This is a genomic window from Streptomyces durocortorensis, from assembly GCF_031760065.1.
Lineage (GTDB): Bacteria > Actinomycetota > Actinomycetes > Streptomycetales > Streptomycetaceae > Streptomyces.
In genome coordinates, this window is the sequence record NZ_CP134500.1 from 1,661,343 (window position 1) to 1,673,431 (window position 12,089).

Genomic DNA, 12,089 nt, shown 5'->3' on the forward strand with positions numbered 1-12,089 from the left:
GGGCGGGCACGTCCGACAGCGTGCCCGCCCCGGCGGCCGGGGGTTTCCGTTCCCGGGGCACGACAATGGGCGCATGCGTGCTGCCCGGCTGATCAAGATGGTGCTGCTCCTCCAGTCCCGCCCCGCCATGACCGCCGCCGAGCTGGCGGCGGAGCTGGAGGTGTCGGAGCGTACGGTCACCCGGGACGCCCAGGCGCTCTCCGAGGCGGGCGTCCCGGTGTACGCCGAGCGCGGCCGGGCGGGCGGCTACCGGCTCGTCGGCGGCTACCGCACCCGGCTGACGGGCCTGGCCCGGGACGAGGCGGAGGCGCTGTTCCTGTCCGGGCTGCCCTCGGCGCTGCGCGAGATGGGCCTGGAGGACGCGGCCTCGGCCGCCCGGCTCAAGGTGTCGGCGGCGCTGCTGCCCTCGCTGCGCGACGCGTCCACCTCCGCCGCCCGGCGCTTCCACCTGGACGCCCCGTCCTGGTACTCCGAGCCGGAGACCCCCGAGCTGCTGCCCGTCATCGCCGACGCGGTCTGGGACGACCGCGTGCTGCGGGCCCGCTATCGCAAGGGCCGGGGCGAACAGGCCACGGAGGCGGCGCGGGAGCTCGCGCCGTACGGCCTCGTCCTCAAGGCCGGGATCTGGTACCTCTGCGCACGGGCGGGCGAGGACTTCCGGGTCTACCGCATCGACCGCTTCACCGCCGTCGAGGCGGCCGAGGAGCGCTTCGAGCGGGACGAGACCTTCGATCTGCCCGGGTTCTGGGAGGAGCGGGCCGCCTCGTTCGCCCGGTCCCTGCTGCGTACGGAGGTGACCGTACGGGTGTCCGAGCGCGGGGCGCGGCAGCTCGCGTACACCGGCGACCGGGCGGCGGCGGCCGCCGCGCTCGCCGAGGCGCCGGAGCCCGGTCCGGACGGCCGGCGCACCCTCACACTGCCGGTGGAGTCCCTAGACGTGGCGTACGGCCAGCTGCTGGCACTGGGCCCGGAGTTGGAGGTCGTGGCACCCGAGGAGCTGCGGGTCCGGTTCACCGAGGCGGCCGAACGCCTGCACGAGATGTATCGCTGAAAGGCTTCAATTCGGCGTCTGCGCGTGCGGGAGCCCCCGGCAGGCTGGATGCTGTACCCGTGATGGACGAAACGGAATTCTGGGAGATCATCGACAGCACCCGCGAGGCCGCCGAGGGCGACCCCGAGGACCACGCCGATCTGCTCGTGGAACGGCTGGTGCAGCTCGATCCCGATTCCGTGCTGGACTTCGCCCGGCACTTCGAGGCCCGTTACAACCGCGCCTACCGCTGGGACCTGTGGGGCGCGGCGGCCGTGCTGCTGGGCGGGGCGAGCGACGACGCGTTCGACTACTTCCGCTGCTGGCTGATCGGCCAGGGCCGGGAGGTCTTCGAGGGGGCCGTGCACGACCCGGACAGCCTGGCGGAGCTGCTGGAGGACTTCGACGAGGAGGTCGACGGGGACGGCGAGGAGCTGGGGTACGCGGCGGACGAGGCGTACGAGCAGCTGACCGGTGTGGTCGCGCCCGACCTGGGACTGCCGCCGCAGCCGACCGAGCCGCTGGGCACCCCGGTCGGCTTCGAGGACGACGACGTCCTCGCGGCCCGCTTCCCCGAGCTGTGGGACCGCTTCGGGCCGCGATAGCTCCCGTCAGGCGGGGCCGAGCGAGCGGCCCATGCAGAGGTCGTCGACGTACCGCCCGTTCAGGAAGAACTCCCCGGGCAGCACCCCTTCGACGGAGAAGCCCTCGGAGGCGTACAGCGCGCGGGCGGGGGTGTTGTGCCCGAGCACCCGCAGCGTGATCCGGTTGGCGCCCTGCCCGCGGGCCTCGGCGAACGCGGCCCGCAGCAGGGTCCGCCCGACCCCGGCCCCGCGCGCCCACTCGGCCACGGCGAGACCCCGGATCTGCCGCACATGGGCGTTGGCGGCGAGCGGGGTGGGCGGGACGAGCTGTATGTACCCGGCGATCCGCGCCTGCCCGTCGGGCTCCGTCTCCGCCTCCACCACGAGGAAGCCCTCCGGCGGGTGCCGCTCGTCGAAGAAGGGGTCGTACGGGGGCTGCGGCCTCGGCACCACCGCGTGCAGCGTCGACCAGGTGGACCGGTCCAGCTCGGCGAGCTCGTCGTCGTCGGCGGACACGGCGGGGCGGACGGGGCGGAGGGTGAGTGCGGCCATGGGGTCACTGTGCCACGCGGCGTTCCCGGTGTTCGAGGCAATTCATGGGGCAGGATGGGCCCATGCCGAGCTCCCGTATCGCCGTCAGCGGATCGTCCGGACTCATCGGAGCGGCGCTGGTGCGCTCGCTGCGCGCCGACGGGCACGAGGTGGCCCGCCTGGTGCGGCGGCCCGCCAGAACCGGCGACGAGGTGGAGTGGGACCCCGAGCGGGGTTACGTGGACGTGGCCGGCCTGGTCGGCTGCGACGCCGTCGTCCACCTCGCCGGGGCCGGGGTCGGCGACCACCGCTGGACGGACGCCTACAAGCGGGAGATCCGGGACAGCCGGGTCCTCGGCACCGCCGCGATCGCCGATGCCGTCGCCTCGCTCGACGCCCCGCCCCGGGTGCTGCTCTCCGGGTCCGCCATCGGTTTCTACGGCGACACCGGGGACCGTGCGGTGGACGAGAACGCGCCGCCCGGGGAGGGGTTCCTGCCCTCGGTCTGCGAGGAGTGGGAGGCGGCCACCGCGGCAGCCGAGGAGACGGGCATCCGTACGGTGCACGCCCGCACCGGCCTGGTCGTCGGCCGTGAGGGCGGGGCCTGGGGGCGGCTCTTCCCCCTCTTCAAAGCGGGGCTCGGGGGGAAGCTGGGCAACGGCCGCCAGTTCTGGAGCTTCATCGCGCTGCACGACCACATCGCGGCCCTGCGCCACATCCTGGACACCGAGTCGCTGACCGGCCCGGTGAACCTGACCGGCCCGGACCCCGTCACCAACGCCGAGGTGACGGCCGCGATGGGCCGGGTGCTGCACCGCCCGACGCTGTTCACCGCGCCCGCGCCCGCACTGCGGCTGGCGCTCGGGGAGTTCGCGGGGGACGTGCTGGGCAGCCAGCGGGTGATTCCCCGGAAGCTGCTGGACTCCGGCTTCTCGTTCGCCTTCCCCGGCATCGACGGGGCGATCCGGGCGGCACTGCGCTGAACCGTGCCCCCTCGCGGCGGCGGCCCGCCGCGGTGTGTGCGACCCCGTGCCCCGGTGCTCCCCGGCACGCGCGTCTGACCCAGTACCAGCCATCCTCCTAGCCTCGATGCGAACTCCGGCATTCCGGGGGCCTGTTGGGGGCAAGAGCCCCCCACCAGTCGCACCGACTCGGGGAGGGGCATGTGCGCAGCACGGCACACCACGCAGACGTGGTCATCATCGGGGCCGGAATCGCCGGCCTGTCAGCGGCCCACCTGCTGACCGGAGCAGGGCTCGGCGTCAGCGTCCTGGAGGCAGCGCCCCGGGTGGGCGGCCGGCTCGCCACCGACGAGGTGGACGGCTTCCGGCTCGACCGGCTCGGCCCCCTGCTCTGCTCCTCCTGGCCCGAGCTGACCGGCACCCCGGGGCTCGGCTCCCCGGAGCTGCGGGAGTTCGCGCCGGGGGTGCTGCTCCACAGCGAGGGCCGTCACCACCTCACCGGTGACATACGGAGCGCGAGGGGCGCACTCAGGGCAGCGCGCACCCGGTCGAGCGCTCCCCGAACGGCCCGGGCCGCCCGGGCCCCCTGGGCAGCGCACAGCGCGTACGGGAGCGAGCCCGGGGCCCCGTCACGCGGAGGCGGCCGGAGCGGCGCGGTGACCGGGGCGATCGACCGGGCCCGGCTGGGCGCGGCGCTGTCGCGGCTGGCGGCCACCCCGGAGGCCCGGCTGCTGGCCCGCCCGGAGCGGACGGCGCACGAGGCCCTGGCCGGCGTCGGACTGCCCGCCCGTACGGTGGACGGCGTCCTGCGCCCCCTGCTCACCGCGCTGCTCAGCGACCCCGCGCTCACCACGTCCAGCCGGTGCGCCGATCTCGCCCTGCGGGACTACGCGCGCGGCGGCCTGTGCGTACCGGCGGGCGGTTCCTCGGCGCTGCCGGAGCTGCTGGCCGCCTCGCTGCCACCGGGGACGGTCCGGACCGGGGTGCATGTGACGGCCGCCGACATCACCTCCGTACGTACGAAGGAACACGGTGAACTGGGGTGCCGCTCCCTGCTGCTGGCGACCGGGGCGGGGGCCGCGGCCGAGCTGCTGCCCGGGCTGCGGGTGCCGTCCTTCCACCCGGTGACGGTCCTTCACCACACCGCGCCCGCCGCGCCGCCGACGGGCCGGTCGCTGGTGCTGGACGGTGACCGGTCGGGGCCGGTGGCGTGCACCGCGGTGATGAGCGAGGTCGACCCCTCGCGCGCACCGGAGGGCCGGACGCTGATCACCTCGACGGTGCTGGGGACGCCGCCGCCGGACCTGGACCGCTCGGTGCGCGGACACCTGGCGGCGCTGTACAGGACCCCGACGGACGACTGGGAGCTGCTGGCGGCGCATCACGACCCGGAGGCGGTGCCCGCGATGGAGGCCCCGCACGACCCGCGCCGCCCGGTGCGGGTGCTGGCCGGGCTGTACGTGTGCGGTGACCACCGCGACACGAGCACGGTCCAGGGCGCGCTGCACTCGGGCCGCCGGGCGGCCGAGGCGATCCTGACCGACCTGGCCGTCACGGGCCCGCACGAAGGGAGCCCCCGGCTGCCGGAGGCGGCGTGAGGTGCCCCGGCCGGGTCAGCCGAGGGCGGCGACCCGGTCGCGGTAGCCACGTACGGCGACCGCGTCCCGGTACGGCTCCAGGCTGCGCTCGAACGCGCGCACGTACTCCGTGGCGCGGACCGAGCGCATCTCGGCTGCCTGCTGGGCCGCCTCCGCGCCCAGCTGGCAGGCCTGGTCCAGCTCGCCGAGGCCGAGGCGGGCGGAGGCGAGAACCACCCGGCAGAACAGTCTGCTGCGGGCGTACGCGGGGGCGCTCAGCTGGAGCGAGCGCTCCGCGTGCTGGGCGGCGGTCCGGTACTGCTGGAGGTCGCGGTGGCAGTGGCCCAGCTCGTCGGCGAGCTGGGCCTCGTCGAACGCGCGGGCCCAGTGCGGCACCTCGTCGCCGGGGCGGGCGGTCTCCAGGGCGTGTTCGGCCCGGGTCAGCGCGGCGGTGCAGGAACGTGCCTCGCCGAGCACCCCGTGGCCGCGCGCCTCGACCGAGTGCAGCAGCGCCTGGACGAGGGGCGGGGCGGCGGAGCCGATGCCCTGCTGGGCGACGCGGGCGAGCTGGACGGCCTCCCTTCCATGCCCGAGGTAGACCGCCTGGCGGCTCATCGTGATCAGCACGTAGGCGCCGTAACCGCGGTCCCCGGCGGCCTGGGCGAGCCGCAGCGCCTGGACGAAGTACCGCTGGGCGAGGCCGTGGGCGGCGATGTCGTACGAGGTCCAGCCCGCCAGCCGGGTCAGATCGGCGACCGCGGCGAACAGCCGCCGCCCGGTGGTCTCGCCGTACGTGCCCCGGAGCATCGGCTCGGCCTCGTGCTCCAGATACCGCACGAGGGCCTGCCGGGCGTGGCCGCCGCCGTAGGCGTGGTCGAGGGTGCGGAACAGCTCGCCGACCGAGCGCAGTGCGGCCACGTCGCCGCTGCCGACCCGCTGCCCCGGCCCCCGCTCGGTCTGCCGCTGACGCGGGACGACGTGCGGCGCCCCGGAGTGCCCTCCGGTTCCGGACCGGGCCCCTGCTCCCGGCTGTGCCGCGGCCGAGGGCCCCGGGCCGGGCGGGTGGGTGGCGGCCGGTCCCGAGGGCATGGGACGCAGCGGTCCGCCCGGGCGCGGCACGCTCCGGCTCTCGGTGCGCAGGGCCCCGCCCGTACGGCCGGGTGCGGAGGAGGCGGTCTGGCGCGTGGCCCCGCCGTCCCGGGCCACCCACTCGTCGGCCCGGCCGATCAGCCAGTCGCGGCTGGGGACGACGAGTCCGGCCGGGGTGAAGGCGATCTTGCGCAGCTCGGTGTGGGTGCCGGAGTCCTTGCGCCAGAGCCCGCTGACGATGTCGACGGCCTCGGCGGGGGTGGCGGCGAACTCCAGGCCCGCGTAGACGGGTGCGCAGGCGTCGAGCCCGAGGTCCTGGGCGGAGAGCCGACGCCCCAGCCGCCGGGTGAAGACCTCGGCGATCAGGGCGGGGGTGGTGCCGCGCGGCTGCTGACCCCGCAGCCAGCGGGTCACCGAGGTCTTGTCGTACCGCAGGTCGAGGCCGTGTTCGAGGCCGAGCTGATCGACCCGGCGGGCCAGGCCCGCGTGGGAGAACCCGGCTTCCGCGATGAGTGAGGCGAGGCGGCGGTTGGGCGTGCGCTGCGGGGGTCGTTCCGACATCAGCTGTACGGTCTCCTGCCTTCGGGGCCGGACGGTCAGCCCTCATGGGAACGGCGCGAATTTAGCGGCCACCGGGGCGGTCACTGCCACCCTTTGCTCCACGTTCATCCGATCGTGTGAGGATTACGGACAGAGCTGACGGAAGGGACGGGGCCTCCCTCAGGTCACGCAAGCGCGCTCCACCTGCCGGTGGGCCGGCCGGGTGACGGTCGTACAGTGGATGCGGGCGCGATCAGTGCAGGGTGCCGTCATCCCGGGGACACCCCTCCGGGCACGCGGTGCCCCACGTAGGGAGGCATCTGTGAGCGAGCTGCGGTTCGCCCGTCTGGGCTTCGGCGAACAGGCCGTCGAGTACACGGAGGCATGGCAGAAGCAGCGCGAGGTGCACGCGGCCCGGTTCGAGGACCGGGTGCCGGACACCTGCCTGCTTCTGGAGCACCCGCCCGTCTACACGGCGGGCCGCCGCACCGCCGACAGCGAACGTCCGCTGGACGGCACCCCGGTCATCGACGTGGACCGCGGCGGGAAGATCACCTGGCACGGTCCGGGGCAGCTCGTCGGCTACCCGATCCAGAAGCTGCCGCGTCCGGTCGATGTCGTGGCGCACGTCCGCCGCCTGGAGGACGCGCTGATCCGCACGGCCGCCGACTTCGGCGTGGAGACCTCCCGGGTGGAGGGCCGCAGCGGCGTCTGGGTGCTCGGCGACCCGGTCGAGCAGCGGCCGATGCTGGGCGGGCTCTCCCTGGACTTCGACCCGAGGCTCCAGGACGAGGAGTTCGACGCGCGGCTGAACGGCCCGGAGTACGCCCCGTCCAACGCCGGCCAGCGCCGCGAGGACCGCAAGCTGGCCGCGATCGGCATCCGGGTCGCCAAGGGCGTGACGATGCACGGCTTCTCGCTCAACGTGAACCCGGACAACACCTGGTTCGACCGGATCGTGCCGTGCGGCATCCGCGACGCGGGCGTCACCTCCCTCGCCAACGAGCTGGGCCGGGACGTCACCATCGAGGAGGTGCTGCCGGTCGTCGAGAAGCACCTGCGGGACATCCTGGAGAACGCGGAGCTCGCACCGAGGACGGTCGAGCCGCGGAAGGCCGTGGCCCCGGCGTAGTACCGGCCGGTGTTACCGGCCGGTAGCACGGGCTGCCGCGGGCGACCGGGGAATAGCCCCCGTCGGCCACAGGTTGGCCGGGCGTAAGACCGTTTGATTTACGGGCGTACCCTGGTGTTCGCCGAAGAATCCCATGCGAATCCCACGCAGCAGAAAGCAAAGGGGAGCCGGAGTGTCCGCTGTCGCACCCGACGGGCGCAAGATGCTGCGCCTGGAGGTCCGGAACAGCCAGACCCCCATCGAGCGCAAGCCCGAGTGGATCAAAACGCGGGCGAAGATGGGCCCCGAGTACAAGCAGCTGCAGAATCTCGTGAAGGGCGAGGGGCTGCACACGGTCTGCCAGGAGGCGGGCTGCCCCAACATCTTCGAGTGCTGGGAGGACCGCGAGGCCACCTTCCTCATCGGCGGTGACCAGTGCACGCGGCGCTGTGACTTCTGCCAGATCGACACGGGCAAGCCGCAGGCGCTGGACCGTGACGAGCCGCGCCGCGTCGGCGAGTCGGTCGTCACGATGGACCTGAACTACGCCACCATCACCGGCGTCGCCCGCGACGACCTGGAGGACGGCGGCGCCTGGCTGTACGCCGAGACGGTCCGCCAGATCCACACGCTCACCGCGGAGCGGGAGGCGGGCGCGACCAAGGTCGAGCTGCTGATCCCCGACTTCAACGCGGAGCCCGAGCAGCTCGCCGAGGTCTTCTCCTCGCGCCCCGAGGTGCTCGCGCACAACGTGGAGACGGTGCCGCGGATCTTCAAGCGGATCCGCCCCGGTTTCCGCTACGAGCGTTCCCTGGAGGTCATCACGCGGGCCCGCGAGGCCGGCCTGGTGACCAAGTCGAACCTGATCCTCGGCATGGGCGAGACCCGCGAGGAAGTCAGCGAGGCGCTCCAGGACCTGTACGACGCGGGTTGCGAGCTCATCACGATTACGCAGTACCTGCGGCCCACCGTGCGGCACCACCCGGTCGAGCGCTGGGTGAAGCCGCACGAGTTCGTAGAGCTGAAGGACGAGGCCGACGCGATCGGCTACTCCGGCGTGATGTCGGGTCCGCTGGTGCGCTCCTCGTACCGCGCGGGCCGTCTCTTCCAGCAGGCGATGGACGCGCGCGGCGCGGCCGCCGCCGGGAGCGCCCCGGCGGCCCGGGCCGTGTGAGTCCGCTCACCGGGCCCACCGCCCCGTCATGACACCACCCGAGCGGTCCGTGCGCTCCCCGCAGGTAGGGGACGCGTACGGACCGCTCCGGCGTGCGCGGCACCGGAATGAAGGTTTCATTGGTGTTTGACCGACCGGTCATGCGCTGGTAACACCGAGCAGTGACCCTAGGTACACATACGGCGGCGCTCCCCGCAGCCGCCGTCACCGCTTCCCGTACTCAGTCCGCGCCCGGGGTCGGCGCATCCTTCCGAGGGGGAACACCACGATGCAGGCCGCACCGGTCCGTGCTCACGCTCTTCCGTCCGTCACCACCGCCCTGCGCGCCGTCGAGTCGCTGCTGCTGAGCGGCGGCCAGCGCACCGCCCGCCGCAACGCCTGGACGGCCGTCCTGGAGGACCGCCGCCGCGCCAAGGACCGGGTGGAGGCCCAGCACGTCCTGGAGGCCGTGGCCGACCACCGTTCCTAGGTCGCTCCCCCGCCACGTAAACTTCTGTTTATGGCGAGGAAGGCAAAAACCGAAGGCGCGGACAGCGCCGAGAACGCAGGGCGACTCAAGCAGATCGCCCTGACCTACAAGATGACCAGGCGGACCGACAGCAAGATCGGTCTTGTTATCGCAGGTGTCGGAATCGTCACGTTCGGTGTCCTCCTCGGCATCGGCTTCGCGATCGGGCACCCGGTCTATCTGGGCATCCTGGGCTTCGTCCTGGCCGTCCTCGCGATGGCGATCGTCTTCGGCCGGCGCGCCGAGCGGGCGGCCTTCGGGCAGATGGAGGGCCAGCCGGGAGCGGCGGCCGCCGTCCTGGACCGGATCGGGCGCGGCTGGACCACCACCCCCGCGGTGGCGATGAACCGCAGCCAGGACGTCGTCCACCGGGCGGTCGGCAAGGCCGGCATCGTCCTGGTGGCCGAGGGCAACCCGAACCGGGTGAAGGGCCTGCTGGCGGCCGAGAAGAAGAAGATGGCCCGCATCGTGGTGGACGTGCCGGTGCACGACATCATCGTCGGCAACGGCGAGGGCCAGGTGCCGCTGAAGAAGGTCCGCACCAAGATGCTGAAGCTCCCCCGCGTGCTCACCGGCCCCCAGGTGACCTCCACCAACGACCGGCTGCGCGCGATGGGCGACCTGATGAGCAACATGCCGCTGCCGAAGGGCCCGATGCCGAAGGGCATGCGGATGCCCCGCGGCGGAAAGATGCGCTGACGGCGGACGTACGCGACGCAGACGTGGGCGACATGCGAGGCGGCCCCGGACCATCACGGTCCGGGGCCGCCTCGTATGTACGGGTCGGGCTCGTCGCGTACGCGGTCGGCTCGCCGCCGCATCCGGGCTGTGTCCGGGCTACATCCGGACCTGCACGGCGCGCCCGAGGCGGTCGTGCAGTCCTCGCCCGTCGCGGTCCCAGACCAGCGCGGGGATGGCGAGCAGGAGCAGGAGGGTCCGCAGGACCACGCGCCCGAAGCCGAGTCGGCCGCCGTCCTCGGAGATGACGCGCAGCCCGAGCAGGCGCTTGCCCGGGGTGCAGCCGATGGTCCCGACGGTGGCGAGGCTGAGCACGAGGAAGATCCCGAGCGCCCAGTTCCCCGCCGCCTGCTGGTCACCGCGAGCGAACAGCCCGTATGCGATCACCATGCAGAGCGACCAGTCGATGAAGAGGGCCCCGAAGCGCCGTCCGAGCGGCGCGACCGAGCCGGGCCCGCGCTCGGGCAGCCCGAGCCCCTTGCCCCGGTAGCCGAAGTCGGCGCCCATCTCCTCGGCGGCCGCGCGGGGCCCCGAGAGCCACGATCCGATTGCTTGCCTGTTGTCCACCCGTCCACGGTACTGCGCCGGTATCCGGCCCCGGCCGGGCGGGGCACCGCAACGGGCCGCGGAGATGCCGCCGACCCTCGCCCCGGTTAACTTGGGCGAAACAAATGGGTCATGCTTGAGAAATCACGCCTGCCTATGGTCGGGTCCAGCGTGTGCCACCGCACTGGCCGCACCACGAGCTACAACCCCGTCCCTCCCGGGCCGGGAGTAGGAGGAGTTGGATGTTCCAGAACGCCGACGAAGTGCAGAAGTACGTAGCGGACAACGACGTCAAGTTCATCGATGTCCGGTTCTGCGACCTGCCCGGGGTGATGCAGCACTTCACGATCCCGGCAGCGACCTTCGACCCGGCCGAGGAACTGGCCTTCGACGGTTCGTCGATCCGCGGCTTCCAGGCCATCCACGAGTCGGACATGGCGCTGCGCGCGGACCTGTCGACGGCTCGGGTGGACCCCTTCCGCCGTGACAAGACGATCAACATCAACTTCTTCATCCACGACCCGATCACGGGCGAGCAGTACAGCCGTGACCCGCGCAACATCGCCAAGAAGGCCGAGGCCTACCTCGCCTCGACCGGCTTCGCGGACACCGCGTACTTCGGCCCGGAGGCCGAGTTCTACGTCTTCGACAACGTCCGCTTCCAGACGTCGGCGAACGAGAGCTTCTACCACATCGACTCCGAGGCCGGCGCCTGGAACACCGGTGCGGTCGAGAACAACCGCGGCTACAAGGTCCGCTACAAGGGCGGCTACTTCCCCGCCCCGCCGGTGGACCACTTCGCGGACCTGCGGGCCGAGATCTCCCTGGAGCTGGACAAGAACGGCCTCCAGGTCGAGCGCCAGCACCACGAGGTCGGCACCGCCGGCCAGGCCGAGATCAACTACAAGTTCAACACGCTGCTGGCCGCGGCCGACGACCTGATGCTCTTCAAGTACATCGTGAAGAACGTCGCCTGGCGCAACGGCAAGACCGCGACCTTCATGCCGAAGCCGATCTTCGGCGACAACGGCTCGGGCATGCACGTGCACCAGTCGCTGTGGCAGGGCGGCTCGCCGCTCTTCTACGACGAGCAGGGCTACGCCGGTCTCTCGGACATGGCCCGCTACTACATCGGCGGCATCCTGAAGCACGCGCCGTCGCTGCTGGCCTTCACCAACCCGACGGTGAACTCCTACCACCGTCTGGTTCCCGGCTTCGAGGCCCCGGTCAACATGGTGTACTCGCAGCGCAACCGCTCCGCCGCGATGCGCATCCCGATCACCGGCTCGAACCCGAAGGCCAAGCGCGTCGAGTTCCGCGCCCCGGACCCGTCCTCGAACCCGTACCTGGCGTTCTCGGCACTGCTGATGGCGGGCCTGGACGGCGTGAAGAACAAGATCGAGCCGGCGGAGCCGATCGACAAGGACCTCTACGAGCTGGCTCCCGAGGAGCACGCCAACGTCCAGCAGGTCCCGACCTCCCTCCCGGCCGTGCTCGAAGCCCTGGAAGCGGACAACGAGTACCTCCAGGCGGGCGGCGTCTTCACGTCGGACCTGATCGAGACGTGGATCGACTACAAGCGCACGAACGAGATCGCCCCGATCCAGCTGCGGCCGCACCCGCACGAGTTCGAGCTGTACTTCGACATCTAAACCACGGCTCGGGCCCCTGCGCCTGACGCGACGAGGGCCGCTGCCTC

At 72.6% G+C, this 12,089-nt stretch carries 12 protein-coding genes; 9 read left to right on the forward strand and 3 right to left on the reverse strand.

The window, feature by feature from the left end:
* The first annotated feature begins 73 nt into the window (after positions 1 to 73).
* Together RI138_RS07330 and RI138_RS07335 are read left to right on the forward strand one after the other, a co-directional pair.
* Positions 74 to 1,051 (forward strand): helix-turn-helix transcriptional regulator, encoded by a 978-nt coding sequence (locus tag RI138_RS07330; RefSeq protein WP_311119249.1) that lies wholly within the window; start codon positions 74 to 76, stop codon positions 1,049 to 1,051.
* Positions 1,052 to 1,113: 62 nt separating this feature from the next.
* A complete protein-coding gene (locus RI138_RS07335) occupies positions 1,114 to 1,635 on the forward strand; it encodes a DUF4240 domain-containing protein (protein WP_311122815.1) in 522 nt (173 codons plus the stop codon).
* A gap of 6 nt (positions 1,636 to 1,641) precedes the next feature.
* Here the strand turns inward: RI138_RS07335 and RI138_RS07340 are convergent, their stop codons facing one another.
* A complete protein-coding gene (locus RI138_RS07340; RefSeq protein ID WP_311119250.1) occupies positions 1,642 to 2,166 on the reverse strand; it encodes a GNAT family N-acetyltransferase in 525 nt (174 codons plus the stop codon).
* A 62-nt stretch (positions 2,167 to 2,228) separates the two neighbouring features.
* Here RI138_RS07340 and RI138_RS07345 point away from each other — a divergent pair, with 62 nt between their 5' ends.
* A complete protein-coding gene (locus RI138_RS07345) occupies positions 2,229 to 3,128 on the forward strand; it encodes a TIGR01777 family oxidoreductase (protein WP_311119251.1) in 900 nt (299 codons plus the stop codon).
* A 182-nt stretch (positions 3,129 to 3,310) separates the two neighbouring features.
* Positions 3,311 to 4,705, forward strand: a complete 1,395-nt coding sequence (locus tag RI138_RS07350) for an FAD-dependent oxidoreductase (protein ID WP_311119252.1) — start codon at positions 3,311 to 3,313, stop codon at positions 4,703 to 4,705.
* 15 nt (positions 4,706 to 4,720) lie between these two features.
* Here RI138_RS07350 and RI138_RS07355 read toward each other — a convergent pair whose 3' ends face one another.
* Positions 4,721 to 6,334, reverse strand: coding sequence for a regulator (locus tag RI138_RS07355; protein WP_311119253.1), 1,614 nt, complete (start codon positions 6,332 to 6,334; stop codon positions 4,721 to 4,723).
* Positions 6,335 to 6,635: 301 nt separating this feature from the next.
* Here RI138_RS07355 and lipB point away from each other — a divergent pair, with 301 nt between their 5' ends.
* From lipB to RI138_RS07375, 4 genes are all read left to right on the forward strand, one after another.
* The gene (lipB, locus tag RI138_RS07360; RefSeq protein ID WP_311119254.1) at positions 6,636 to 7,445 is read left to right on the forward strand and encodes a lipoyl(octanoyl) transferase LipB; all 810 of its coding nucleotides are present in this window, start codon (positions 6,636 to 6,638) and stop codon (positions 7,443 to 7,445) included.
* 172 nt (positions 7,446 to 7,617) lie between these two features.
* Positions 7,618 to 8,598, forward strand: a complete 981-nt coding sequence (gene lipA / locus RI138_RS07365; RefSeq protein WP_096631682.1) for a lipoyl synthase — start codon at positions 7,618 to 7,620, stop codon at positions 8,596 to 8,598.
* A gap of 268 nt (positions 8,599 to 8,866) precedes the next feature.
* Positions 8,867 to 9,067, forward strand: a complete 201-nt coding sequence (locus tag RI138_RS07370) for an SCO2195 family GlnR-regulated protein (RefSeq protein ID WP_096631684.1) — start codon at positions 8,867 to 8,869, stop codon at positions 9,065 to 9,067.
* Positions 9,068 to 9,097: 30 nt separating this feature from the next.
* Positions 9,098 to 9,805, forward strand: a complete 708-nt coding sequence (locus RI138_RS07375; RefSeq protein WP_096631686.1) for a DUF4191 domain-containing protein — start codon at positions 9,098 to 9,100, stop codon at positions 9,803 to 9,805.
* Between the two features lie 138 nt (positions 9,806 to 9,943).
* Here the strand turns inward: RI138_RS07375 and RI138_RS07380 are convergent, their stop codons facing one another.
* Entirely contained in the window at positions 9,944 to 10,351 is a 408-nt protein-coding gene (locus RI138_RS07380; protein WP_179500306.1) for an RDD family protein, read from the reverse strand.
* 281 nt (positions 10,352 to 10,632) lie between these two features.
* On the opposite strand from RI138_RS07380, the gene glnA reads away from it, so the two are divergent.
* Positions 10,633 to 12,042, forward strand: coding sequence for a type I glutamate--ammonia ligase (glnA, locus tag RI138_RS07385; protein WP_096631690.1), 1,410 nt, complete (start codon positions 10,633 to 10,635; stop codon positions 12,040 to 12,042).
* Positions 12,043 to 12,089: the final 47 nt, after the last annotated feature.